Consider the following 26,299-nt stretch of genomic DNA (forward strand, 5'->3'; position numbering starts at 1 on the left):
CGTGCAGGCGTTCGACATCGCCGGTCCGCTGCCGACCGGCACCACGCTGCTGGAGGCCAGTGCCGGCACGGGCAAGACCTGGACCATCGCGGCCCTGGCCACCCGCTACGTCGCCTCGGGCGACGCCCGCGTCGACGAGCTGCTGGTGGTCACCTTCACCCGCGCGGCCAGCCAGGAGCTGCGCGACCGCGTACGCGGTCAGCTCGCCGACGCCGCCCGGGTGCTGACCGACCCCACGACGGCCGACCCCGACAACACGCTGCACGGCTGGCTCCTCGACGCCGACGAGCCCGAGATCAGCGTGCGCCGCGAGCGGCTCACCGACGCGCTCACCAGCTTCGACGCCGCCACCATCGCGACCATCCACCAGTTCTGCCAGCTGGTGCTGCGCGGCCTCGGCGTCGCCGGTGACACCGACCCCGACGCGGTCCTGGTCGAGGACCTGGAGCAGCTCACCGGCGAGGTGGTCGACGACCTCTACCTGGCTCGCTTCTCCGGCACCACCACCCCGCCGTGGGACCGTGCCACCGCGATGCAGATCGCCCGCGCGGTGGTCGACGACCCGGGCGCCACCGTCGAGCCCATGGCGGCGCTCGACGAGCAGCCCGACTCGGTCGCGGCAGCGCGCGTCCGCTTCGCCCGCGACGTGCTCGACGAGGTCGAGACGCGCAAGCGACGCCTGGGGATCCTCAGCTACAACGACCTCCTCAGCCAGCTCGCCGACGCGCTCGAGGATGAGGACGCGCCCGCCCGCCTGCGGATGCGGCACCGCTGGAAGATCGCCCTCATCGACGAGTTCCAGGACACCGACCCGGTGCAGTGGCAGGTCTTCGAGCGCGCGTTCGCCGGCGTCTCGACCCTCGTCCTCATCGGCGACCCCAAGCAGGCGATCTACGCCTTCCGCGGCGGCGACATCGCCTCGTACCTCCGAGCCGCCGAGCTCGCTGGTCACCGCCAGACCCTCGGCACCAACTTCCGCTCCGACGCTCCCCTTCTCGCCGCGGTGCAGTCGATGCTGGAGGGCGCCGAGCTCGGGTCACCCGAGATCGTGGTCCACCCGGTGCAGGCCAAGCACACCGAGCCGCGCCTGCACGGTGCTGGCGCCCCCCTGCGGATGCGCGTCGTACGCCGCCACGAGCTCGGCGTGGGTCCGCGCGCCAAGGCTCCCGTCGACCGCTGGCGCGACCACGTGGTGACCGACCTCGCCCGCGACGTCAAGAAGCTGCTGACCAGTGGCGCCACCTTCGAGGGAGAGCCGCTGCAGCCCGGGCAGGTGGCGGTGCTCGCCGCACGCCGGGCCACGTTGCAGGCCGTGCAGAAGGCGCTGCAGGAGCTCGGCGTCCCGGCCGTCGTCAACGCCGGCGGGTCGGTCTTCCACACGCCGGCCGCCACCGAGTGGCTGACGCTGCTGGAGGCGCTCGAGCAGCCCCACCGCAGCGACCGGGTGCGGGCCGCCGCCCTGACGTCGTTCTTCCCGTACGACGCCGCCGCCCTCGACCGCGACGAGGGCCAGCGCGGGGGCGCCCTGACCGACGAGCTCGCCGAGGAGATGCGCACGCTGGCCAGCGTCCTCAACTCCCGTGGCGTGGCCGCCGTGATGGAGTGCGCCGTGCTCGGCGGGCTCACCGCGCGGGTGCTCGCCGTGAAGGGGGGCGAGCGCACGCTCACCGACCTGCGCCACATCGGCGAGATGCTCCACCGGGTCGCCGTCTCGGAGCGGATGGGCGTGGTCGGACTCGTCGGCTGGCTGCGCGAGCAGGTCAGCGACGAGAAGCTGGAGGTCGCCTCCGAACGGACCCGGCGCCTCGACTCCGACGCGGAGGCCGTCCAGCTCGTCACCATCCACGGCAGCAAGGGCCTGGAGTACCCGGTCGTCTACCTGCCGACCCTGTGGGACCGCTGGACCGGGCGCGACCCCCAGGTCGCCCTCTTCCACGACGCCGAGGGACACCGCTGTCGCGACGTCGGCGGCCCCAGCCCTTTCCAGCGCGCCCACCTGGAGTGCTACCGCCGGGAGGACGCGGGCGAGTCGCTGCGCCTGCTCTACGTCGCGCTCACCCGCGCCCAGTCGCAGGTCGTCGCCTGGTACGCCCCCAGCAACAACACGCCGGCCTCGCCCCTGCACCGGATGCTGCTCGGCCGCACCCCCGGCATGGCGAGCGTGCCCGACGAGCAACCGCTGGTCGACGACCAGAGGCTCACCGAGATCTTCGGCCACTGGCGCGACGCCGGGGCCTTCTCCCCCGAGCTCGCCAACCACGGCACGCCCGACAGCACGCCGCTGGAGCCGGGCCAGGACGACCTGGACGTGCGCGTCTTCACGCGCCCGGTCGACACCGAGTGGCGGCGTACTTCCTACTCCTCACTCTCGGCCGCCTCCGCCCACCACGCGGCGTACGCCGACGGCTCGCTCTCGGAGGTCGAGCCCGACGAGTTCCCCGAGACCGGTGACGCCGAGACGCTCGACATCCCCGCCGACGGTGACCTGCCCGAGCTCCTGGCAGTCCCCTCGCCGATGGCCGACCTCCCGGTCGGCGCGACCTTCGGCTCCTTGGTCCACGCCGTGCTCGAGCACGCCGACCCCGGCGCGCCCGACTGGCCCGCGGAGCTGCGACGCCACGTCGTCGAGCAGCTCGAGTGGTGGGCCGTGCCCGCGCTCGACGTCGACGCCCTGGTCGAGGCACTCGTCGCCGTCAGCACCACCCCCACCGGGCCGCTGACCGGCGGACGGACCCTGCTCGAGATGAAGCTGCCCGACCGCCTGCGGGAGATGGACTTCGAGCTGCCGCTCGCCGGCGGCGACGTGCGCGGATACGCGGTCGACGACGTACGTCTGGGCGACCTCGCCCCGCTGCTGCGACGTCACCTGCCCGAGGGCGACCCGCTGCTCGGCTACGCGACCCAGCTGGAGTCCGACCCGCTGCTGGCCGGGCAGGCCCTGCGCGGCTACCTGACCGGGTCGATCGACGTGGTGCTCCGGGTCGAGGTCGACGGGCAGCAGCGCTTCGTCACGGTCGACTACAAGACCAACTGGCTCGGCGACCTCAACGCCCCACTGACCGCCCACGCCTACCGGCCCGACGCGCTGGCCGAGGCGATGGCCCACTCCGACTATCCGCTCCAGGCGCTGCTCTACACCGTGGTGCTGCACCGCTACCTGCGCTGGCGGCTGCCCGACTACGACCCGGCCACCCACCTCGGCGGCGTCCTCTACCTCTACCTGCGCGGCATGTGCGGGCCCGAGACCCCGGAGGTCGACGGGATGCCCTGCGGTGCCTTCTCCTGGCGGGCCCCCGTCGGGCTCGTCGAGGAGCTCTCGGCGCTGCTCGACGGTCAGCCGGTCACCGATGCCGCCCTGCTCACCACCGGAAGGAGCCGAGGATGAGCGACGTCTTCATCCCGACCGGGACCCACGACCCACGCCTCGTACGCTCGGAGCACGGCCTCCTCGCCCACTTCAACACCGCTGGCGTCATCACGGCCGGTGACGTCCACGTCGCCCGCGCCCTGGGGGAGATCGGTCAGGAGAAGGACCCCGGCGTCCTCCTCGCGGTCGCCCTCACCTGCCGCGCCGTCCGCAGCGGCTCGGTCTGCCTCGACCTGACCGCCGTCGCCGACGACCTGCTCGGTGCCGCCGTGCCGGAGCAGCCCGCTGTCACCACCGACGAGGTGGTCGAACCCACCGCCTACGACGACCTCCCCTGGCCGGAGACCGACGCGTGGGTCGCCGCGGTCGCCGGGAGTTCGCTGGTCGGCCTCGGGGTCCTGCACTGGACCGGGCGACTGCTCTACCTCGACCGCTACTTCGAGCAGGAGAGCCAGGTCCTCGACGACCTCACCGCCCGCTCCCGCACCGCTCCCGAGCACGACCTCGCCCTGATGCAGACGTCGCTGGCCCGGGTCTTCCCCGGGGCCGGCTACGACGAGCAGCGTGAGGCCTGCCTGCGCGCCGCCCACCAGTGGACCACCGTCATCACCGGCGGGCCCGGCACCGGCAAGACCACGGCCGTCGCCGGACTGCTGGTGGCGCTGCACGAGCAGTACGCCGCGCGCGGCCAGCGCGTCCGGATCGCGATGGCGGCCCCGACCGGCAAGGCAGCGGCGCGCCTGCAGGAGGCCGTACGCGGTGCGGCGGCCCACTTCTCCGAGGAGGACCGCGCCCGGCTCGAGGGGATCCAGGCCAGCACCCTGCACCGGCTGCTGCGGATGGACCCCGGCAACAGCACCCGCTTCCGCCACCACCGCGCCAACCGGCTGCCCCACGACGTGGTCGTGGTCGACGAGACCTCCATGGTCTCGCTGACGATGATGGCGCGGCTGCTGGAGGCGGTGCGGCCCGACGCCCGACTGATCCTGGTGGGCGACCCCGACCAGCTCTCCTCCGTGGACGCCGGCGCCGTGCTGGGCGACCTGGTCGACGGCTACCGCGACCGCGCCGACTCCCCCGTCGCCGCGCTCTCCACCTCCCACCGCTTCCAGGGCGGCATCGACCTGCTCGCCGAGGCGCTGCGCAGCGACGACCCCGATGCCGTGCTCACGGTGCTCGCCCACGGCCACCCCGACGTGGAGTGGGTGCACGACACCGACCCGGCCACCACGATCCGTACGGTCACCCTCGACGTGGCCCAGCGCGCCCGCGACGCCGCGCTGGCCGACGACCGCGCCGGGGCGATCCGCGAGCTCGCGGCCCACAGGTTGCTCTGCGCCCACCGCGACGGCCCCTTCGGCGTCAAGCACTGGAACCGCCGCATCGAGCAGTGGCTGAGCGCCGTGGTGGGCGACCCGCTCCAGGAGTCCTACTACGTCGGGCGACCGCTCCTGGTGACCAGCAACGACTACTCACTCGGCGTCTACAACGGCGACTCCGGCGTGGTCGTCCAGACCGACCAGGGGCGTCGCGTCGTGATCGACACCAGCGACGGGCTGCGTGAGTTCGCCCCGTCGCGGATGAGCGACGTCGACACCATGCACGCGATGACGATCCACAAGGCGCAGGGGAGCCAGGCCCGGGAGGTCACCGTGCTGCTGCCTCCGGAGGACTCCCGCCTGCTGACCCGCGAGCTCTTCTACACCGCGGTGACCCGGGCCCAGGAGAAGGTGCGCGTCATCGGGTCGGAGGCCGAGGTACGCGCGGCGGTCATGCGGACGGCCCAGAGGGCCAGCGGCCTGGCCGAACGACTCGCGAACGGGTGACATCGCGCCAGAAACCCGCACGACACACCCATTGAGTAGGGTCGGAGGGTCGCCGGCCACGTCCGCCACGGCGTACGGGACCGGGGCCGCGCCCACGCACACCCGCTCACAGACACCACGAGGACACCCCTCACGAGGAGATCGATCCATGCCCTTCCTGCTCCGCCTCGAGCTGCCCGACGTGCCCGGTTCCCTGGGTCGCGTCGCGAGCGCCATCGGTGAGTCAGGGGCCGACATCGAGGCCATCCTCATCGTCGAGAAGACCGATCGTGGCACCGCCATCGACGACGTCCTGCTCGAGCTGCCCCCGGGCAAGATGCCGGACTCCGTGCTCTCCGCCTGCGCGATGCTCGAGGACGTCAGGGTGCTGTGGATCAGCCGGTACGCCGCGGGCACCAACCTCTTCATGGACCTCGAGCTCGTCGAGGAGCTGACCGCCCACCCGGCCGAGACCCACGAGCGGATGCTCCGCCTGCTCCCGGAGACCTTCCGTGTCGACTGGGCCGTGCGCGCACGCCAGGGCATCGCTGGGGAGGTCGAGATCCTCGACCACACCGGCGCTGCCCCCGAGGAGGTTCGCTGGTTCGACGTCGACCGCGCGAGCCGCGTCGAGAGCTGGGACGAGAACCAGGTCGTCTGCGCGGTCCCGCTCGGCAGCGAGATCTTCCTCCTCGGTCGCCGCGGCGGTCCGGAGTTCCTGGACTCCGAGGTCGCCCGCGTCGGTCACCTCGTGTCGCTGTCGAACTCGATCCGCCACGGCGGCTTCGGCCACTGAGGCACCTGGCACAACCGTCCGGCCCCGCGCCGCGGCGACCGCCCACCCCTGCCTCGCGGCGTCAGGCCGCAGGCCGACCAGCCCCACTCCGGGCCAGCGCGACGAGCTCGGCGCAGCTCTCGGTGAGCGCGACCCGGAAGGCCTGCGGGTCTTCCAGCGCCTCGGCGTAGGCGAGGATCCCGAAGAGCATCCGCTGCCCGTAGCTCCACACCATGACGTTGCACCCCACGCCGTTGCTCGGCGGACCGTCGATGTGCAGGTCGCTGAAGACGCGGCCGCCGATGCTGAAGGGCTCCGCCGGGCCGCGCACGTTGGAGACCAGGATCGAGGCGTCCGCGTCCTGCCCGGGGTCGGCCATCCGTTCCAGCGTTCCGTGGATCGCCCGCTTCGCCAGCGCCGGCGGCAGGACGTCGAGCCAGTCGGCGACCAGGCCCACCCCCAGCGCATCGAGCCGTGCCTTGCCGGCGGCCGAGATCGTGCTGATGCGTTGCAGGCGCTCCCACGGATCGGCCACGTCAGTGGCCAGCGATGTCGTGAAGGACCAGAAGTGGTTGCCGAACTGCCGCACCGGCGACCCCGGCGGCTCCGCCGACATCGGGACGGTGGTGAGCAGCGGCCGCTCCGGCAGCCCACCGCGGGTGGCCAGGTAGCGCTCACAGGCCCCCGCGACCACGCCCAGGACGACGTCGTTGAGCGTCACGCCGGCCGCCTCCTTGACCGCCTTGAGATCGGCCAGGTCGAGCGAGGCACGGACGTACGCCCGCCGCGGCGACCCCTGCCCGTTCAGCGCCGTACGTGGTGCGTGCCCGGCGTAGTGCGGCACCTCGACGTCACTGCGCTCCCGCTCCTTCCGGACGCGGCGTACGCCGGCGACGCTGCGGGCCAGCAAGGCAGGCAGCCTCAGCAGCGCACCGAGGATCATCCACAGCGCCCCCAGCACCAGCCGCAGCCGCCCGGGGACGCGTTCGGCACGGAAGGGCCTGGCGTCGTGCCCCGGCACCGGCGGGAGCGGTTCGAAGGGCAGGTCGGAGAAGACCCGCGCGACCGTGGTCATCGCGCCGACGCCGTCGGCCAGGGCGTGGTGGTACTTCAGCACCATCGCCTGGCTGCCGTCGTCGAGCCCGGTGACCAGCCAGACCTGCCACAAGGGTCGGTCGGTCGGCAGGTGCTCCTCGGCCAGCTCCGCGAACCACGCCTCCAGCGCCGTCCGGTCGCCCGTGACGGTGGCCTCGCGCACGTGGGCGTCGAGGTCGAGGTCGGGGTCACGGACGGCGACCGGGTGGGCCAGGTCGCCCGGGACGTCGACGATGCGCCACCGCCAGGACGGCAGCTCGTCGAGCCGGGAGGCCACGTGGGCGCGTAGGTCTGCCAGCGTGAGCGTCGCGTGCTCGCCGGCCAGCACCCCGACGGCCATCGAGTTCATCGGCTGCCCTGGCAGGTCCATGTAGAGGAATCCGGCGTCCTCGCCGTTGAGCCGGTGCATCAGGCCACCTGTCCTTGGTCGGTCGGCGCGTGGTCGTAGGCGTCGGCGAGCTCCACGAGCGCGGCGTGCAGGCGGCTCGCCAGGTCGACGGGGTCGGCGACCGCGCTGGGGTTGGTCTGGATGCCGACGACCACCTGGTCGCCGTAGCCCACGACGGTGAGGTTGAGCCCTGCCCCGTCAGCCACGGGCCCCGAGAAGATGACCTGCTCGACCCGTCGCCCGTGCATCGTCCACCCGTCGTCGGGCACCTTGAGGTTGGAGACGATCAGGTTGAAGTCAGGGGCTGCCTCGCCGGTGAGCCGCTGCTCGGCCATCGTGCGAGCGCCCCACGCACCGAGCGCCGGAGGGATCCGGTCGAGCCAGGTGATCAAGGTGTCGCGGCCCTGGACGTCGAGCTGACGCTTCGCCTCGGCGGTCGCGGCGGCGGTGGCCTCCAACCGGGCGCACGGGTCGGCGACGTGGGTGGGCAGCATCGCGTAGAAGTTGCAGAAGACGTTGCCGCTCACCCGCGGCGTCGCCCCGGGGGCGTCGTGGCCGATCGGGACGTTGACGACCAGCGGCTCGTCGGGCAGCTCGCCGCGCTCGGCGAGATGGCTCCGCAGCCCGCCCGCCACGACCGCGAGCACGACGTCGCTCAGCGGCGTCCCGGCGGCGCGACGCACGGCGCGCAGCTCGGCGAGCGGCAGGGTGGCGCGGGCGAAGGCGCGCCTGTCGTCCGTCGAGGTGTTGAGCACCGAGCGCGGGGCACTGCCACCAGCGTTCGGCACGGCGACCGCAGCGGCCTCGCGCACGCGGCGTACGCGCCTGAACCGCCGGATGGTCACCAGCAGCAGCCACGGCATCGTCAGCCACACCACGACCTGGCGGGTGAGGGTCGCCAGGAAGAGGGCCGTCGGACGCATCGGCGGGTGCGGGGCGAGCTCGTCGGCGTCGGCCCACGGCGGGCGCGTGGCCGCCCGGTCGTCGAGCAGCTCCGCGAGGATGCCGAGCAGGCCGGCCCCGTCGGCGAGCGTGTGGTGGAAGGCGAAGACGAGCGCCTGCCGGCCGCCCGCGAGGCCGTCGAGCAGGGTGACCTGCCACAGCGGACGGCTGGTGTCGAGGTGCAGCGCGAGGCGGTCGGCGATCCAGGCGTCGTACTCGGCGTCCCCGCCGGGGAGCGGGAGCGCGTCATGGCGGACGTGGTCCTCGACGTCGAACCGGTCGTCGTCGACCAGCAGCGCGTGGCCGATCCGGCCGGGCACGTGCTGGAGGCGTCGCGTCATGGCAGGCACACGCGGCAGCCGCTGGACGAGATGGTCGACCAGCGCCTCGCGGGTCAACCGCTCCTGGTTCTCGCCCGGAGCCCCGAGGATGACCACATGGGTGCACGTCGAGGTCTGGCTCGGGCTCTCGATGTAGAGGAAGCCTGCGTCGCTGCCGGCGATGCGTCGGCGCGCGGTTCTGTGCATGGGACGGCCCCCTCCAGGCGTGGCTCCCTCGGTCCTGACCAGCGCTGTCCGGGCGCCCTCACACCGGGACAGTGGGGCGAGCATGCCACGATCCGGGCTGACCCGTCACCCGTCGCATTTCGCCCACTGGACCGGGCTGTCCAGTCAGGTTTGACCACTCGACGTGATCTGGTTCACACTCGGTTCGGAGTTGCCTGAGACGTGGTTACAGTCGATGGGCACACAAGTGACCGGACAGTAACGAGGGAGACGTTGCTGACTCGGACTCCTTGAGGGAGGGTTCCGGGGCATCCCGGTCATGTGAGGGACGAGGGAGCCCAGCACATGCCGCAGTGCGACAGTTTCACCCTGCCCGCGGGAGCGGAGACGGTGGTCGCCGCCGATCCTGTGGGCCAGCCGAACCCGGCACTGGTCGCTGCCGCCCGGCGCGCCGGTGGCACCGGCCTGCTGGACGCCCCCACCCCCGACGCGTACGCCCGTGCGCACGCCGAGCTGACCCGTCGCCGCGCCCAGGACGCCTGGCTCCGTCCCGGCCCTGCACTGGACGCCGCGGCCGAGGAGGTCACCGCCTCCGTGGTCGTGCTGGAGCTCGCCGGCCGCGGCGCACCCGCTGAGGTCGTCGAGCGCTGGACGGCTCCCGGTCGTCGTCTCATCGCCCAGGTCACCAGCCGCGCGGAGGCCGTGGCAGCGGTGGACGCCGGGTTCGACGGGCTCCTCGCCTCCGGCTGCGAGGCGGGTGGCCGGGTCGGCCCGACCGAGTCCTTCATCCTCCTCCAGCAGACCCTCGACCTCGGGCTCCCCGTCTGGTTGCGCGGCGGCGTCGGCCTGCACACCGCCGCGGCGGTCGTCGCCGGCGGCGGGGCGGGTGTCGTGCTGGACACCCAGCTCGGACTCCTGCGCGAGTCACTCCTCGACGCCGCGACCCGCTCGGCCCTCGCCGCGATGGACGGCAGTGAGACCCGCGTGGTCGCGGGCTGGCGCTTCTTCACCCGCCCCGACCTTCCAGCGGCCCGCCTCCCCGAGGACGCCTCGGCCGACGAGGTCGCCGACCTGGTCGGCGCCAGCATCACCGCCGACCTGGTGCCCTTCGGCCAGGACAGCGCCACGGCCGCGGGCCTGGCCGAGCGCTTCGTGACGGTCGGTGGGGTGGTCCAGGGGATCACCGCCTCGATCACGGAGCACCTCGCCGCGGCAGCGACCGCTCCCCCGCTCGCGCCGGGCGCCGGCGTGAGCGTCGCGCACGGCACGGTGTACCCCATCGCGCAGGGGCCGATGACCCGCGTCAGCGACCGCGCCGGCTTCGCCGCCGCCGTGGCAGGGGGCGGCGGCCTGCCCTTCCTGGCGCTGGCGTTGATGCCCGGCCATGAGGTGCGCGCCCTGCTCACCGAGACCAAGGAGCTGCTGGGCGACCGGGCGTGGGGCGTGGGCCTGCTCGGTTTCGCCCCGCCCGAGCTGCTGGCCGAGCAGCTCGCCGTGGTGCACGAGGTGGCGCCGCCCTTCGCGCTCGTCGCCGGCGGTCGTCCCTCGCAGTCGGCCGCCCTCGACGCAGCCGGCATCCCGGCCTACCTCCACGTGCCCTCGCCCGGCCTGCTCGACCGCTTCCTGGCCGACGGCGCCCGGGCCTTCGTCTTCGAGGGCCGCGAGTGCGGCGGCCACGTCGGACCGCGCTCCAGCTTCGCGCTGTGGGAGGCGCAGATCGAGCGCCTGATGGCGGTCGACGACCCCGAGAACCTGCGCGTCCTGCTGGCCGGCGGCGTCCACGACGCCCGGTCGGCCGCGATGGCGGGCGCCGCGCTCGCACCGCTCGCCGCGAAGGGTGCCCAGGTCGGCGTGCTGATGGGCACCGCCTACCTCTTCACCGCCGAGGCCGTGGCCGCAGGAGCGATCCAGCCGGCCTTCCAGGAGATGGCCGTCGACTGCGACACGACGGTGCTCCTGGAGACCGCGCCCGGCCACGCAACCCGCTGCGTGGAGACCGACTTCGTGCGCGCCTTCGCCGCCCGTCGCGACGAGCTGGTCGCTGCCGGCGTCGACGCCAAGGAGCGGTGGGCCGAGCTCGAGCAGCTCAACCTCGGCCGCCTGCGCATCGCCTCCAAGGGGCTGACCCGCGGCGAGCAGGGCCTGGAGGAGGTCGACGTCGACCAGCAGCGCGCCGAGGGCATGTACATGATCGGCGAGGTCGCGACCCTGCGCCACGAGGTCACCAGCATCGAAGACCTGCACGCCGACGTCAGCGCCGGCAGCGCCGCCTGGGCGTTGCCCGGCGCCGTGACCGAGCAGGGCGAGACGCCCGAGGCCGACCCCTTCGACATCGCGATCGTCGGCATGGAGTCGTTCTTCCCGGGGGCGGTCGGCGCGGAGCAGTTCTGGGCCAACGTGGTCGCCGGCACCGACCACGTCACCGAGGTGCCCGCCGACCGGTGGGAGACCGACCTCTACTTCGACGCCGAGGCCACGGGCCGCAGCGCCGGTCACAAGACCCCCTCGAAGTGGGGCGGCTTCATCGACCCCGTCGGCTTCGACCCGCTGGCCTACGGCATCCCTCCCGCCTCGCTGGCCGCGATCGAACCCGTGCAGCTGCTCAGCCTCGAGGTGGCCGCCCGTGCGCTGGCCGACGCCGGCTACGCGACCCGCGACTTCGACCGCGAGCGCGCCTCGGTGGTCTTCGGCGCCGAGTCCGGCAACGAGCTCGGCGGGATGTACGGCGTACGCGCCTTCCTGCCCCAGCTGCTCGGCGAGGTGCCCGAGGAGCTCCAGGGCTGGCTCCCCACGCTCACCGAGGACTCGTTCCCCGGTGTGCTCGCCAACGTGATCGCCGGCCGCATCGCCAACCGCCTCGACCTCGGCGGGGTCAACTACACCGTCGACGCGGCCTGCGGCTCGTCGTTGGCCGCCCTCGACGCGGCGTGCAAGGAGCTGCGTACGGGTGCTTCCGACCTCGTCATCGCCGGTGGCGCCGACCTGCACAACGGCCTCAACGACTACCTGATGTTCTCCTCGGTCCACGCCCTGTCGCCCTCGGGTCGTTGCCGTACGTTCGACGCCAGCGCCGACGGCATCGCGCTCGGCGAGGGCATCGCCGCGGTCGTGCTCAAGCGCCGGGTCGACGCGGAGCGCGACGGCGACCGGATCTACGCGATCATCGACGCCGTCGCCGGCTCCTCCGACGGCCGCCACCTCGGGCTCACCGCTCCTCGCAAGGAGGGCCAGCAGCGCGCCGTCGTCCGGGCACTGGAAGCCTCGGGCGTCGACCTCCACGAGGTCGGCCTGGTCGAGGCGCACGGCACCGGCACCGTGGTCGGCGACCGCACCGAGATGGCCACCCTCACGGAGCTCTTCGCGCAAGGCCACGTCGAGGCCGGCTCGGTCGTGCTCGGGTCGGTGAAGTCGCAGATCGGCCACACGAAGTGCGCCGCCGGCCTCGCCGGCCTGATCAAGGTCGCGAAGGCCGTGCACCACGGCGTCCTGCCGCCCACGATCAACCTGGTCGAGCCCAACCCCTACTACGAGGCCGGTTCGAGCCCCTTCCGCTTCCACGACAAGCCGCGCCCGTGGGCTGCGGAGACCCGCCGCGCCGGCGTCAGCGCGTTCGGCTTCGGTGGCACCAACTTCCACGCGGTGGTCTCCTCGTGCGACGCGGGCGACCGTCCCGCCCACGGCCTGACCCAGTGGCCGGCGGAGCTCTTCGTCGTCCGCGGCACCACCGAGGCCGACGCCGCCCGGTCGGTCGCTGCCCTGCGCGACACCGTCACGGCCGTCGCCGCCAGCGACCCGGACGCCCAACGCCACCGCCTGCGCGACCTCGCCTGGGCCGTCGCACGCCAGGGCCGTGGACCCGTACGGGCCGCCTTCGTCGCCTCCTCGTTCGCGGAGGTGCTGCGGCGGCTGGACGAGGCCGAGGCACGGGGCTTCGCCGCGCCGGACGACGCCGAGCGTGGTCAGGTCGCCTTCCTCTACCCGGGTCAGGGGAGCCAGCGGCCCGGCATGCTCAACGACCTCTTCGTCACCTTCGGCGGACTCGACGACCTGCTCCGCGAGGGCGCCGAGTGGGCGGAGGCCATGTTCCCGCCGGCCGCCTTCACCAAGGAGCAGCGCGCCGCCCAGCAGGCCGCGATCACCTCCACCGACGTCGCCCAGCCCACGCTCGGGATCGCCGCGGTGGCGATGACCCGCCTGCTCGCCCGCGTCGGCATCGCCCCCGACGTCGCCGCCGGTCACTCCTACGGCGAGCTGGCCGCCCTGGCCGCAGCCGGCACCTTCGACGACGCCACCCTGCTCTCGCTCAGCGCCGCTCGCGGCGGTGCGGTCCTGACGGCCGTCGAGCGTTCCGGCGGTGACCCCGGCACCATGGCCGCGGTCTCGCTGACGCTGCCCGAGGTCACCGACCGCCTCGCCGCCTGGCCCGACGTCGTCGTGGCCAACCACAACGCGCCGCGTCAGGTCGTGGTGTCGGGCCCGACCAACTCGGTGCGCGCGGCGGTCGAGGCGCTGGAGGCCGACGGGGTCCGCGCCACGCTGCTCCCGGTCGCGTGCGCGTTCCACTCGCCGCTGGTCGCCGAGGCGTCGTCGATCCTGGCCGAGCACCTGGAGCAGGTCGACGTGGCCGCCCCGGCCTTCCCGGTCTGGTCCAACACCACCGCCGAGCCCTACCCGAGCGACCCGGCCGCCGTACGGTCGCTGCTCGCCGACCAGGTCGCCGATGGGGTGCGCTTCGTCGACCAGGTCGAGTCGATGTACGCAGCGGGCGTGCGTACGTTCGTCGAGGCCGGTCCCGGTCGCGTGCTCTCCGGCCAGGTCGCCAAGATCCTGGGCGACCGCCCGCACACCGTGATCGCCTGCGAGGTGCCGGGAGAGCCCGGCGTACGCCGTTTCCTCGAGGCCGTCGCCCAGCTCACGCTTCTCGGGGCCCCGGTCGACGAGACCAGCCTCTTTGCCGGTCGCGCCGACGTCGTCGACCTGCGTACGTGGCCGCTCAAGGCCCCGGGCTGGAGCATCGACGGCGCCTTCGTACGCCGTGCCGACGGCTCGGTGCTGCCCAACAGCCTCCAACCCGCCGGGACCATGCCGGCCCTGGCCGGGACCGGCGCACCTGCCGCTGGCGCGACCATCCCCGCGGCGGCCGGCGCGACCCCCGCTGTCTCCACCGCTGTTCCCGCCGCTGTTCCCGCCACAGGGCCCCACGTCAGCAGTGCCGTCGCCGGTGGCGACGGGGAAGGACTCCACATGCCCGCCTTCGACGAGCAGGACGCTCCCGCCTTCGCAGGGACCGGCGCCGACGCCGTGGTCCACGAATACCTCCGCTCGATGCGTCAGGTCGTGGCCGCTGAGCGCGACGTGCTGCTGCGCTACCTCGGCGCCCCTGCGGTCACCGTCGCCACGTCGAACGTGGTGACGTCGCAGGCCATCGCGTCCCCGGTCACCACGCCCGTCGCGGCCCAGGTCGACGCCCAGGCACCCGTCCCCGCGCAGGAGCCGGCAGCCACCGTTTCCGTGATCACCTCACCCGTCTCCGCCGTTCCCGTGGCTGCCGTGCCCGCAGCCGCCGTGGCCGCTGCCCCGGCCATCGACCTGATGGCCGCCGTCCAGAAGGTCGTCTCCGAACGCACCGGCTACCCCGTCGACATGCTCGAACCCGACCTCGACCTCGAGGCCGACCTCTCCATCGACTCCATCAAGCGCATCGAGATCGTCGGCGAGCTCGCCGAACGCATCGGACTCGGCTCCGGCGGCACCCTCGCCGACGACGTCGTCGAGGAGCTCTCACGCCACAAGACCCTGCGCGCCATCGTGGACTGGGTCACCGGCCAGGTCGGCGTGCCCGCCACCACCACCGCCCCGGCTGCCGAGGGTCCTGCCGCGACCTCGGCAGCCGGGGCCGCGGTCGCCCCGCCCGCCGTCGTCCCTGCGTCCACCGCACCTGCGCCCGCCCCCGCGGTCGACCTGATGGCCGCCGTCCAGAAGGTCGTCTCCGAGCGCACCGGCTATCCCGTCGACATGCTCGAACCCGACCTCGACCTCGAGGCCGACCTCTCCATCGACTCCATCAAGCGCATCGAGATCGTCGGCGAGCTCGCCGAACGCATCGGACTCGGCTCCGGCGGCACCCTCGCCGACGACGTCGTCGAGGAGCTCTCACGCCACAAGACCCTGCGCGCCATCGTGGCGTGGATCGAGTCGCAGAGCGGGGCAGCACCGGCAGCACCGGCAGCGCCCGTAGCCGTACGCACCCCGGCAGCACAGACCGCCCCGACCGGCCAGACACAGGCCAGTCCGAAGCACCCCACTCGGACGCAGACCACCCGGGCGCTGACCAGCCCTACGCAGGCCGCCCCGGCGCAGGCCACGGCGCCCACCGCCGAGCTGGTCCTTCCGACGGGGCTCTTCGAGCTGACCGTCGAGCCCCTCGGCCCCACGATGGCGCTGGGCGACCTGACCGGCGCGAGCGTCGCCCTGGTCGAGGGCCACCGGGCGCTCACCGACGAGGTCGACTCCGCCCTCACCGAACGGGGCGCACAGGTCGCCCGCCTCACCCACCGCCAGGTCGGTGAGCACCAGAACCTCCTCGGGCAGGTCGACGTCCTCGTCGACCTCAGCGCGACCGCCGGCGAGCCGTTCGTCGACGCACGTACGGTCTTCGGCGCGGTCCAGCCGTCCCTCCTGGGTCGGGCCGGCAAGGTCCTCGCCGTCGACGTCGCGCTGCACGCCCCGGGCCAGGAGGCGATCGGCGTACCCACCGGCGTACCGGGCATGTTCCGCTCGCTCGCACGGGAGTACCCCGATCGCCTCCTGCGCTCGGTCGAGGTCGACGCCGCGGACCTCGATGGTGACCTGGCCCCGCTCGCCGGGGCCGTCGTCGACGAGCTGCTCGACGTCGACGCGCCCCCGTCGCTCTCCTGGGCCGGCGGCCGGCGCACCACCCGGGTCGCCGGAGAGGTGCGCCGTCTGGAGCAGGAGATCGGCGCGCTCGACCTCACCTCCGAGTCGGTCGTCGTGCTCACCGGCGGCGCACGCGGGATCACCGCCCGCATCGCCGAGGGCCTGGCCCGCACCGCCCGTTGCCGCCTCGTCCTGGTCGGCCGCTCGCCCTACCCGACGGAGGCCGAGAGCCCTCTCCTTGCCGGGGCTCGTACGCTGCCCGAGCTGCGCCGCCGCGTCCTCGAGATCGGCGAGGTACGCACGCCCGCCGAGGTGGAACGGGTCTGCGCCGAGGTGCTCGCCTCCCGCGAGGTCATCGCCACCCTGGAGACGCTGCGCAGCCTCGGCGCCGACGCGGAGTACGTCGCCATGGACGTCCGCTCCCCCGGCTTCGGGGCCCTGCTCGACGCCCTGCACACCACCTTCGGTCGCCTCGACGGCGTCATCCACGGCGCCGGCGTGCTCGACGACCGCTTGGTGCGCGACAAGAGCGCCGAGGGATTCGACCGCGTCTTCGGGACGAAGGTCGACTCCGCGCGGGCCATCCTCGACCGCCAGCACCTGGGCCTGAAGTTCGTCGCGCTCTTCGGCTCCATCAGCGGGGTCTTCGGCAACAAGGGGCAGGTCGACTACGCGGCGGCCAATGACGCCCTCGACGCCCTCGCCCGCGCCCACGACGGCCGCCACGGGTGCCGCGTCCTGTCGCTCGACTGGGGCCCGTGGGCGGGCGGCGGCATGGTCTCGCCCGAGCTCGAGCGGGAGTACGCCCGGCGCGGCGTCGGCCTGCTGCCCCCGGCCGACGGCGTACGCGCGCTCCTGCAGGAGGTCGCCTCGGCGACCGGTCCCTCGCAGGTCGTGGTGATGGCGGGCAGCCCTGACGCCTTCGCGACGAGCGCCACCCCGCTGGCCCGTACCGGAGGCGTGGCCGGCTCCCTCGTACCCCAGGGGACGCTCGCACCGTGACCGGACAACGTCGCCGCACCACCGGCCACGGACCCCGCCCCGACGACGTCGCGATCGTCGGTGTCGCCGGGGTGTTCCCGGGCGCCCCCGACGCGTCGACCTTCTGGCGCAACGTCGTCGACGGCGTCGACTCGATCACCGACGCCCCGGCGAGTCGGTGGGACCCCGTCTTCTTCGACGCCGACGCCAAGTCCGCCGACCGGTTCTACACACGGCGCGGCGGGTTCGTCGACGACGTCGCGACCTTCGACCCGTTGGCCTTCGGGATCATGCCGGTCGCGATGGAGTCCGCCGAGCCCGACCAGCTGCTGGCGCTCGCCGCGGCGGCCGCCTGCCTGGCCGACGCCGGTGACGTGCACGAAGGCGTCGACCCCGCCAAGGTCGCGGTGCTCCTGGGCCGCGGCGGCTACCTGGGCGACGGGATCGCCCGACTGGACCAGCGCGTACGCACCGCCCAGCAGGTCGTCGAGGTGCTGCGCAGCGTCGTGCCCGGCATCACCGACGCCCAGCTCGACCGGGTCAAGGCGGAGTTCCAGGACTCGCTGGGGCCCGAGCGCCCCGAGGGCGCCATCGGCCTGGTGCCCAACCTGGCCGCCTCCCGCATCGCCAACCGCTTCGACTTCCAGGGCCCGGCGTGGACGGTCGACGCCGCCTGCGCGAGCTCGCTGATCGCCGTCGAGCAGGGCGTCGACCTGCTGCGCTCGGGGCGCAGCGACCTGGTGCTCGCCGGCGGCGTGCACCACTGCCACGACCTCACCCTGTGGAGCGTCTTCTCCCAGCTGCGCGCCCTCTCGCCCAGCGGCGGGATCCGCCCCTTCTCCGACGCCGCCGACGGCGTGCTCATCGGCGAGGGCACCGGCCTGATGGCGCTGCGCCGCTTGGCCGACGCCGAGCGCGACGGCGACCGGGTCTACGCGGTGATCCGCGGCACCGGCGTGTCGAGCGACGGCCGGGCCGCCTCCCCGATGAGCCCCCGTCGCGAGGGTCAGGTGCAGGCCGTCACCGCCGCGTGGCAGGCCGCGCGCCTCGACCCCCGCCTCGTCGGACTCGTCGAGGCCCACGGCACCGCCACCCCGCTGGGCGACCGCACCGAGCTGGCCACCCTGCGCAGCGTCTTCGGGGCGTACGACCCCGCCTCCGGCCCCCGCGCCGCCCTCGGGTCGGTGAAGTCGAACATCGGCCACGCGATGCCCGCGGCCGGCGCCGCCGGGATGGTCAAGGCGGCGCTGGCGCTGCACCACCGCGTCCTCCCGCCGACCCTGCACGCGCAGGACCCGCACCCCGACGTCGACGCGACCCGGTTCCGGCTGCTCACCCAGGCGGAGCCGTGGGAGAGCGAGACCGAGCGCCTGGCCGGGGTGAACGCCTTCGGCTTCGGTGGCATCAACGCCCACGTCGTGCTCTCCGAGGCCCCCCGCGGCGACGCCGCGTCGGTGGCGCCGGTGACCGGTGCCAGGGCGACGATGCAGACCCCCGCCGAACGCGCAGCCGCCGCACCCCTGGACGAGGAGGTGCTGCTCCTGGCCGGCACGGACGCGGCCGACCTGCTCACCCAGCTCGACGCCCTGGTCGCGCAGGGGCGTACGACGACCGACGCCGTCCCCGGCGGCGGACCGGCGCGCCTCGCGATCATCTCCCCCGACGAGCGGCGGCTCACCCTGGCCCGCAAGGTGCTGACCCGCGGCACCGCCTTCCGCGGGCGCAACGACGTCTGGTTCGACCCCGAAGGCCTGCTGCGTGAGGGCCAGGTCGCCTTCCTCTTCCCGGGGGTGGAGCCGGAGTTCGACCCGCAGGTCCACGACGTGGCCGAGCGCTTCGGCCTGGAACGCCCCGACATGGGCAGCCCCGAGGACGGTCTCCAGTCCCAGGGACTCGGCATCGTCGCCGTCGGCCGCCTGCTGACCGACGCCCTGGCCGGGCTCGGGGTGCGACCGGACCTGGTGGCCGGCCACAGCCTCGGCGAGTGGACCGGCCAGATCGTCTCGGGCATGGTGCCCGCCGACAGCATCGACGACCTGCTGGCCAAGCTCGCCCCCGACGCGATCGAGGTGCCCGACGTGGTCTTCGTGGCGCTCGGCGCCGGCGTCGAGGTCGCCACCGAGATCGCCGAGAGCCTCGACCAGGCCTACGTCAGCCACGACAACTGCCCGCACCAGTCCATCGTCTGCGCCCCACAGGCCGTGGTGCCGGCGGTCGTCGAGGCGGCCCGCGAACGCAAGGTGATGGCGCAGGAGCTGCCCTTCCGCTCCGGCTTCCACTCGCCGCTCTTCGCCCCCTTCATCCAGGGCATCCACGACAACTTCGAGTCGATCACCCTGCAGCCGGCCGAGATCCCGCTGTGGTCGGCGACGACCCTGTCGCCCTACCCGGACAGCACCGAGGAGATCACCGCCCTCTTCACCCGGCACCTGGTCGAGCCCGTGCGCTTCCGCGAGCTGACCGCCGCGCTGCACGACGCCGGCGTACGCGCCTTCGTGCAGGTCGGGTCCGGCAGCCTCACCGGCTTCCTCGACGACACCCTGCGCTCCCACGACGTGGTCACGGCCTCAGCCATGGCGACCCCGGGCGGGCGCACCACCCACTCCGGACTCGCCCAGCTGCGGCGGGTGGCGCTGGCGCTGTGGAGCGCCGGTCACGACGTCGACCTGGCTCCGCTGGGTCACGGCGCGACGGCCCACCGCGCCGCGGTCGCCCGCGAGGACGTACGCCCGGCGCGCGGCCTGCCCGTACGCATGGGGTCGACGCTGGTGCGCGACCTGACGCCGTTGGAGGTCACGGCCCCGACGCCTGCGGCCGCGGAGCTGCCTCAGGCCGAGCTGTCCGTCCCGGCCGACGTGCCCGCCCTTCGACCGACGACGTCGGCGCTGGCCAGTGAGTTCCAGGCGCTGGTGCGCGACGCCACGCAGGCGGCGCAGCAGGTCGTCACGGCGGCGGCCCACGCTGGCGTACGCCCGACCCAGCCGTCAGGGCCGACACAACCCACGCAACCGACACAGCCGTCGAACCCGCGCCCCCGCCTCACCCCCGCGGCGCACGAGTCCGAGTCGACCCTCGAGCTCTCCGTCGCGGCGCAGCCGTGGTGGGGTGACCACGCCTTCTATCCCCAGCCGCCGGACTGGCCCTGCCTGGAGGACCGCTTCCCGCTGGTCCCCCTCACCGCGCTCATCGAGATGCTGGCCGACGAGGCCCGCACGCTGGTGCCCGGGAGCGTCGTGGTCGCGGTCGAGCAGGTGAAGGCCTTCAGGTGGCTGGCGGTCGAGCCCGCCGCCACGGTGACGGTCCGGGCCGTCCTCGACGAGGCCGCCTCCCGGGAGGCCACCGCGGCGGCCGGCGTGGAGACGTACTGCGTGCGCGCCACCATCGACGGTCACGCCCGCGCGGTCGTCCGACTGGCCGCCGCCCACCCCGGAGCCCCGGCGCCGCGGGCCAGCGAGGTGCACGGCGAGATCCCCCGGGCGTGGACGGTCGAGCAGATCTACCCCGACGGCCACCTCTTCCACGGCCCCGCCTACCAGGGGATCGGCGGCGTCGAGGCGTTCGGCACCGACGGCATCCGGGGCACCCTGGAGACCAAGCCGTTCCCCGGGTCGCTGCTCGACAACGCCGGCCAGCTCTTCGGGATCTGGGTCGCGGCGCGGGTCGACAAGGACCGGTTGGTGCTGCCCACCTCGGTCGACGAGTTCGCCTTCTTCGGGGAGCACCCGGCGCCCGGGACGGTCGTCGAGTGTGTCGTCAACTGCACCGAGATCGCCGAGACCCACGTGCGCGCCGACCTGGAGCTCACCGTCGAGGGGCGCGTCTGGTGCCGCATCAGCGGCTGGGAGGACCGGCGCTTCCAGAGCGACGACCGCCTCTTCGTGATGCTGCGCGAGCCCGGTGACCACCTGCTCGCCGTGCCGCAGCCGGGCGGCTGGTTCCTGGTCGTCGAAGGATGGCCCGACTCCGCGTCGCGCGAGGTCGTGATGCGCCGGTTCCTCAACCAGGACGAGCGCCCCACCCACATGGCCCTCAACCCTCGAGCGCAGCGCAGCCGCCTGCTGGGGCGGATCGCCGCCAAGGACGCGGTGCGGGCCCGCATGTTCACCGCCGGCTTCCCCTCCGTCTTCCCGGCGGAGCTCACCGTCGACAACGCCGACTCGGGGCGTCCGCAGGTCCGGGTCCTCGGCGGGTCGGACGTACCGGGCGTGGCCGACCTGCGCCTCTCGATCGGCCACACGCTGGGCGCCAAGGGAGCGCCGCCGGTGGGCGTCGGGGTGGCCATGGTGGCCGACGGCGTCGACGTCGGGATCGACGTCGAGCGGGTCGACACCCGCAGTGAGCACTTCGCCTCCACCGCCATGGGAGAGGCCGAGCTCGCCCTCTTCACCCGCCACTTCGGCGCCCTCACCGGGCGCGAGCGCGACCGCGAGCTGACCCGGTGGTGGGCGGCCAAGGAGGCGGCGGCCAAGGCGGCCGGCACCGGCTTCGAGGGGCGCCCGCGCGACTTCGCGGTCGTCGAGGTCGTACGTGTCCCCGCGACCGGCGAGTCCGCATCGACCGTCGACCTGCGCGTCGGTGACCGCTGGATCGCCACGACGAGCATCCATCCGTTCGTCGCCCCGGACCCCAGCAGCCCAGAGCCCGTCCCACCTGAGCCCATCACCCCTGAACCCAGCACCACCGCGGCGTCGCCCGACGCCGCCGCACCGGAGGAGTACATCGTTGCCTGGACAGAGCTCGAGCCACGCCATGGCTGAGACCCCCACCCCGACCACTGCCGCTGGGATCACCAGGGAGTCCGTGCTGGCCGACCTCGAGCGCATCCTGCTCGAGGTCGTCGGTGACGACCTCCTCATGGACGGCCCCCTGGAGATGGAGACCTCGTTCAGCGACGACCTCCAGCTGGAGAGCATCGAGTTCGTCGCCCTCGCCGAGGAGCTCCTCAACACCTACGGCGAGAAGGTCGACTTCGTCGCCTGGATGTCGGGCATGGAGCTCGACCAGGTCGTCTCCCTGACCGCCGGCGAGGTCGTCGACTTCGTCGTCGCGTCCCTGGGCGCGGACGCGCCCGCGACCGGACAAGCGGAGGCGTGAGCAGTGCCCTACATCGAGTCCAACGGACTGAAGTTCCACGTGCAGGTGCTCGGCGGCGGCGACGACGCGGCCGGGGCGAAGCGGCCCAAGGTCGTCATGCTCCACGGCCTGGTCATCGACAACCTGTCGAGCTGGTTCTACACGCTCGGTCACCCGATGGCGCAGCAGGCCGACGCGCACCTGGTCGACCTGCGTGGCCACGGGCGTACCGAGATCGCCGACTCGGGCTACAGCGTCGCCGACCACGTGGCCGACCTGCTGGGGCTGCTGGAGGCCTGGGAGATCGACGAGCCCATCCACTTCTTCGGCAACTCCTTCGGCTGCGTCGTCGGCCTGGCGCTGGCGCGGCAACACCCCGAGAAGGTCGCCAGCCTCTTCCTCATCGAGGCGCACTTCTCGGTGCCCGGGTGGGGCGAGCACATGGCCGGCACCCTGGCGCTGGCTGCCTTCGGGCTCGACGAGGTGGCCGTCCGCGAATACCTGGCCACCGAGGCCGACCGCAAGACCTCGCGGCTGGCCAAGCGCACCGAGAAGCTCTTCTTCGACACCACCTTGATCGAGGACCTCAAGACCGAGGCGCCGATCGACTGGCTCGGGGAGGTCCAGTGCCCGGTCTTCGCGATCTACGGCTCGGAGTCCGACATCCTCGACCGCGCGCGTGAGCTCGAGGCCAAGGTGCCGCAGTGCACCCTCGAGGTCGTCGAGAACGCCTCCCACTCGCTGCTCATCGAGAACGCCGCCCTGATCAAGTCGCGCGCCTTCGAGTGGCTCAACACCCACGCCGGCACCGACTACGTCGTCGAGCACGTCGAGGTCTCCAGCCGCGAGGGCGCGCTCGGCACGATGGGCGCCCCCGAGGCCATGGAGGTCCTCAACCAGATGGCTGCGGAGAACAGGCACCTGCTCGACGAGCGCGAGCTGCCCGTACGCCGCGGGGTCTGACCCGATGGCGCGCTTCCTCTTCGTGGTCCCGCCGTTCGCCGGGCACGTCAACCCGACCATCCCGGTGGCGGCCGAGCTGACGCGACGGGGCCACGAGGTCGCGTGGGCCGGACTGCCCGGGCAGCTCCGGGCCATGCTGCCCGACTGGGGACGGTTCATCCCGGCGGGCTCGGAGCAGTGGGCCGGCGAGGTGGCCGGACGCAACGTCCTGCGCTCCGACCTGCGGGGGGCGGCGGCCTACAAGTTCCTCGTCGAGGAGGCGCTGATCCCCATGTGCCAGGTGATGGTCGAGGGCGTCGACGCGGCCGTCATCGAGTTCGAACCCGACGTGCTCGTCAGCGACCAGCAGACCTGGGCCGGAGCGGTGGTGGCGCGCCGACGCGGCCTGACCTGGGCCACCTCGGCGACCACGTCGGCCGAGATGGTCGACCCGCTCGCCGGGCTGCCGAAGGTGGCGGAGACCTTCCACCGCGCGCGCATCGAGCTCCAGGTCGCCCACGGAGTCCCGCGCGAGGTGGCCGAGGCCGGCGACCTCCGCCTGTCGGAGCACCTGGTGCTCGCCCATACCTCCAGCGTCCTGGTCGGCGACGGCCTGGAGAGCGTGAGCGGGTCCGTGCCTGTGGCGTACGTCGGCCCCTCGGGGCTCGACCGGGCGGAGGTCGACGACTTCGACTGGAGCCTGCTCGGCCCGGAGCTGCCGCTGGTGCTGGTCTCGCTGGGCACGCTCAACGCCGAGGCAGGTGCGCGGTTCTGGCAGGTGGCGGCCGAGGCGTTCGTCGACCAGCCGTGGCAGGGAGTCTTCGTGGCGCCGGACGCGATGGTGCCGGACCCGCCGGCCAACGTCGTCGTACGCGAGCGGGTGCCGCAGCTCGCGGTGCTGCGGCGCGCCGATGCGGTGGTCTCGCACGGTGGCCACAACACGGTGTGTGAGTCACTCTCCAACGGGCTGCCGCTGGTGGTGGCCCCGATCCGCGACGACCAGCCCGTGATCGCCGACCAGGTGGTGCGGGCCGGAGCAGGCGTACGGGTGAAATTCGCCCGGGTCAGGCCCGAAGCCCTGCGGGACGCGATCGAGCTCGCGCTGCACGACGAGTCGTTGCGGGCGGGCGCGCAGGCGATGGCGGCCGATCTCGCCTCGTGCGGCGGCGCGTCGGCTGCGGCGGACGCGCTGCTGAGACTGGTCGTGCGGGTGAATGCCTGACGCAACGTCGACCAAAAGGTGACCAGACGCCCTGATCGAGGGCATCTGAGCCACCTTTGGTCGACGTTCGGCTCAGATCCGCTCGAGCAGGAAGAGCGGGATCTCCCGGTCGGTCTTCTTCTGGTACTCGCCGTAGGTCGGCCAGGTGGCCACGGCGTACTCCCACCAGTCGGCGCGCTCCTCGCCGGACAGCAGGCGCACGGAGTAGGTGTGCTTCTCCGGCCCGTCCTGGAGGTCGACCTCGGGGTGGGCGACGAAGTTGGCGTACCAGGAGGGGTTCTCCGGCGCGCCACCCATCGAGGCCACGGCCAGGTACTTCCCGTCGCGCTCGACGCGCATGACGGGGTTCTTGCGCAGGTTGCCCGACTTGGCGCCGCGCGAGGTGATGACCACGACGGGGTCGTCGGAGTCGCGCAGGGTCGTGGCGCGGGTGCCGCCGGACGCTTCGTACTCAGCGACCTGGTCACGGACCCACTGCTGCTTGCTGGGGACGTACGTTCCTTCGAGTGCCATGTGGGGGCAACCGCACTGTGACGCCGGTCATTCCCGAACCCGCTCTGAGCTCCATCCTCGGCCAGTGCGCCATGTCGCGCAGCAGCTGGCGGTCGTGCGTGGAGACCACCACCGCGGCCGGCGTCTGCTCCAGCCCTTGGGTCAGCTCGTCGACGAGGGTGAACGAGAGGTGGTTGGTCGGCTCGTCGAGGAGCAGAAGGTGCGGTTGGCGGGCCAGCACCAGCGCCAGGTCGAGTCGTCGTTGCTGCCCGACGGACAGCTCACCGACCCTCTTGTCGAGGTGCTCGCGCCGCAGCAGCCCCAGCCGCTCGAGCGGGATCCGCGCCCCGGCGTCGAGCCACAGGTCGCGGACCACCGTGTCGAGCGGCAGGTCCGACTCCTGGCGGAGGAACCCGATCCGCAGTCCGCCGGCGTCGCGGACCCGGCCCGAGGTCGGGGCGAGGGTCCTGGCCATGAGCGCCAGCAGGGTCGACTTGCCGGCGCCGTTGGGGCCGGTGAGCAGCAGCCGTCCACCACCCTCGACGTCGAGGGTGGCTGCCTCCTCCAGGCGGCCGGCGAACCGGACCTCCTCGACGTGGAGCAGCACCCCGCGCGACCGCGGCAGAGCCGGGAACGCAAGGCGTTGCGGCGGCTCGGGCACGTCGAGTGCGAGGGCATCGAGCTCGTCACAGCGGCGGTGCACGCTGCGTACGAGGCCTCCGGCGCGGGTCGCGCGGCCGTGCTTGTCAGAGCCCTTGGGCGGGCGCCAGCCGCTGACCAGCCGGTCCTGCGCCCTGGCCAGGTCGGCGGCGAGCCGGGAGTACGTCTCCTGCTGGGCTGCGTACTCCTGCTCCCACCGCTCGCGCGCGACGCGGCGAGCCTCGCGGTGCGCCTCCCAGCCACCGCCGTCGAGGCGGGGTCGCCTGTCGGCAGTGGGGTCGAGGTCGAGAACGGTGTCGGCGACGTCGGCCAGCAGCGCCCGGTCGTGGCTGACCAGGACGACCGCGCCGGAGCGGTCATGCAGGCGGGCGGTGAGGAACTCCAGGCCGGAGCGGTCGAGGTGGTTGGTCGGCTCGTCGAGCAGCAGGAAGTCGTCGTCGGCGCCGAGAAGGCAGGCGAGCCGCACCCGGTACCGCTGGCCGACTGAGAGGGAGTCGAGACGACGGGTGCGGTCGGTGACCGCGCCGAGGGCCTCCAGTGCGAGGTCGACGCGGCGTTCGGCGTCCCACGCGTCGAGCGCCTCCGCGTCGGCGAGGGCCGCGGCGTACGCCTCCTCCGCGCCGCCGGTGCCCTCCGCGAGGCCATCGGCGGCCGCGTCGAGGCGGGCAAGAGCGTCGAGGGCCGGGGCGATCGCGGCGGCAACCGCGTCCCTGACGGTCGCGTCACTTGGCTCCATCTCCTGCTCCGCCACCGCGAGCGTGCCGTGGCGGCGCACCTCCCCGGAGTCCGGGACGAGGCGGCCGGCGAGCACGTGGAGCAAGGAGGTCTTGCCGCGGCCGTTCTCGCCGACGACGGCAAGTCGGGCACCCGGGGTGACGGTGAGGTCGAGGTGGTCGAGGACGAGGGCGTGGCCGCGGGTCAGGGTGACGCCAGCGGCGACCAGCTGGGCCCGGTCGCGGGCAGGTACGGGGTGTGTCGGTGCGGGGCGCACGGGCACGCTCCTTCCGGTGAGGTCGGGTCACGCACGTGCGGACGCACGGGGACCCAGGGACAGGACGCACTGGCTCGACGTCACCAGGGCCGGACGGCCGGGGTGACGGAGCCGCGCAGCTCACAGGAAGAAGTAGTGCCTCATGCGAGCCACAGTAGGCATC

12 protein-coding genes are annotated in these 26,299 nt (G+C 73.4%); 8 read left to right on the forward strand and 4 right to left on the reverse strand.

The genetic code is table 11. The features are described from left to right. The first annotated feature begins 1 nt into the window (after position 1). The 3 genes from FCL41_RS16035 to FCL41_RS16045 all read left to right on the forward strand — a co-directional run bounded on the left by FCL41_RS16035 (position 2) and on the right by FCL41_RS16045 (position 5,968). Entirely contained in the window at positions 2-3,385 is a 3,384-nt protein-coding gene (locus FCL41_RS16035) for a UvrD-helicase domain-containing protein (protein ID WP_137064700.1), read from the forward strand. Beyond that, positions 3,382-5,193 carry an exodeoxyribonuclease V subunit alpha gene (recD, locus tag FCL41_RS16040; protein ID WP_137064699.1) on the forward strand — a complete coding sequence of 604 codons (1,812 nt, stop codon included), beginning with the start codon at positions 3,382-3,384 and terminating at the stop codon, positions 5,191-5,193. Before FCL41_RS16035 ends, recD begins: the two co-directional genes overlap by 4 nt. A gap of 148 nt (positions 5,194-5,341) precedes the next feature. Further along, complete coding sequence (locus tag FCL41_RS16045; protein WP_137064698.1) at positions 5,342-5,968, forward strand: ACT domain-containing protein; 627 nt, start codon at positions 5,342-5,344, stop codon at positions 5,966-5,968. Positions 5,969-6,029: 61 nt separating this feature from the next. Here the strand turns inward: FCL41_RS16045 and FCL41_RS16050 are convergent, their stop codons facing one another. Both FCL41_RS16050 and FCL41_RS16055 read right to left on the reverse strand, forming a co-directional pair. Beyond that, positions 6,030-7,451 (reverse strand): wax ester/triacylglycerol synthase family O-acyltransferase, encoded by a 1,422-nt coding sequence (locus FCL41_RS16050; RefSeq protein WP_137064697.1) that lies wholly within the window; start codon positions 7,449-7,451, stop codon positions 6,030-6,032. Then, entirely contained in the window at positions 7,451-8,899 is a 1,449-nt protein-coding gene (locus FCL41_RS16055; RefSeq protein WP_170970164.1) for a wax ester/triacylglycerol synthase family O-acyltransferase, read from the reverse strand. Before FCL41_RS16055 ends, FCL41_RS16050 begins: the two co-directional genes overlap by 1 nt. A 324-nt stretch (positions 8,900-9,223) precedes the next feature. Between FCL41_RS16055 and FCL41_RS16060 the strand changes: the two genes are divergently transcribed. Genes FCL41_RS16060 through FCL41_RS16080 form a run of 5 tightly spaced genes read left to right on the forward strand, consistent with a single transcriptional unit; the run spans position 9,224 to position 23,993 of the window. Beyond that, entirely contained in the window at positions 9,224-16,777 is a 7,554-nt protein-coding gene (locus FCL41_RS16060; RefSeq protein WP_137064695.1) for a type I polyketide synthase, read from the forward strand. Continuing rightward, positions 16,774-21,513, forward strand: coding sequence for a type I polyketide synthase (locus FCL41_RS16065; protein WP_137064694.1), 4,740 nt, complete (start codon positions 16,774-16,776; stop codon positions 21,511-21,513). The genes FCL41_RS16060 and FCL41_RS16065 overlap by 4 nt, the downstream gene beginning before the upstream one ends. Beyond that, positions 21,506-21,850 carry an acyl carrier protein gene (locus FCL41_RS16070; protein ID WP_137064693.1) on the forward strand — a complete coding sequence of 115 codons (345 nt, stop codon included), beginning with the start codon at positions 21,506-21,508 and terminating at the stop codon, positions 21,848-21,850. The genes FCL41_RS16065 and FCL41_RS16070 overlap by 8 nt, the downstream gene beginning before the upstream one ends. Before the next feature lie 3 nt (positions 21,851-21,853). Then, positions 21,854-22,792, forward strand: coding sequence for an alpha/beta fold hydrolase (locus tag FCL41_RS16075; protein WP_137064692.1), 939 nt, complete (start codon positions 21,854-21,856; stop codon positions 22,790-22,792). Positions 22,793-22,796: 4 nt separating this feature from the next. Continuing rightward, positions 22,797-23,993, forward strand: coding sequence for a glycosyltransferase (locus tag FCL41_RS16080; protein WP_137064691.1), 1,197 nt, complete (start codon positions 22,797-22,799; stop codon positions 23,991-23,993). A 72-nt stretch (positions 23,994-24,065) separates the two neighbouring features. Here FCL41_RS16080 and FCL41_RS16085 read toward each other — a convergent pair whose 3' ends face one another. Together FCL41_RS16085 and FCL41_RS16090 are read right to left on the reverse strand one after the other, a co-directional pair. Further along, positions 24,066-24,506 carry a nitroreductase family deazaflavin-dependent oxidoreductase gene (locus FCL41_RS16085; protein ID WP_137064690.1) on the reverse strand — a complete coding sequence of 147 codons (441 nt, stop codon included), beginning with the start codon at positions 24,504-24,506 and terminating at the stop codon, positions 24,066-24,068. Next, the gene (locus FCL41_RS16090; RefSeq protein WP_137064689.1) at positions 24,457-26,136 is read right to left on the reverse strand and encodes an ATP-binding cassette domain-containing protein; all 1,680 of its coding nucleotides are present in this window, start codon (positions 26,134-26,136) and stop codon (positions 24,457-24,459) included. Before FCL41_RS16090 ends, FCL41_RS16085 begins: the two co-directional genes overlap by 50 nt. Positions 26,137-26,299 lie beyond the last annotated feature (163 nt).

It is taken from the genome of Nocardioides jishulii, assembly GCF_006007965.1.
GTDB classification, from domain to species: Bacteria; Actinomycetota; Actinomycetes; order Propionibacteriales; family Nocardioidaceae; genus Nocardioides; species Nocardioides jishulii.

What these genes read in the sequence shown, in the direction of transcription:
- recD (WP_137064699.1), top strand. Translation starts at nt 3,382, where the DNA reads ATGAGCGACGTCTTCATCCCGACCGGGACCCACGACCCACGCCTCGTA.
- FCL41_RS16045 (WP_137064698.1), top strand. Translation starts at nt 5,342, where the DNA reads ATGCCCTTCCTGCTCCGCCTCGAGCTGCCCGACGTGCCCGGTTCCCTG.
- FCL41_RS16050 (WP_137064697.1), bottom strand. Translation starts at nt 7,451, where the DNA reads ATGCACCGGCTCAACGGCGAGGACGCCGGATTCCTCTACATGGACCTG.
- FCL41_RS16055 (WP_170970164.1), bottom strand. Translation starts at nt 8,899, where the DNA reads ATGCACAGAACCGCGCGCCGACGCATCGCCGGCAGCGACGCAGGCTTC.
- FCL41_RS16060 (WP_137064695.1), top strand. Translation starts at nt 9,224, where the DNA reads ATGCCGCAGTGCGACAGTTTCACCCTGCCCGCGGGAGCGGAGACGGTG.
- FCL41_RS16070 (WP_137064693.1), top strand. Translation starts at nt 21,506, where the DNA reads ATGGCTGAGACCCCCACCCCGACCACTGCCGCTGGGATCACCAGGGAG.
- FCL41_RS16080 (WP_137064691.1), top strand. Translation starts at nt 22,797, where the DNA reads ATGGCGCGCTTCCTCTTCGTGGTCCCGCCGTTCGCCGGGCACGTCAAC.
- FCL41_RS16085 (WP_137064690.1), bottom strand. Translation starts at nt 24,506, where the DNA reads ATGGCACTCGAAGGAACGTACGTCCCCAGCAAGCAGCAGTGGGTCCGT.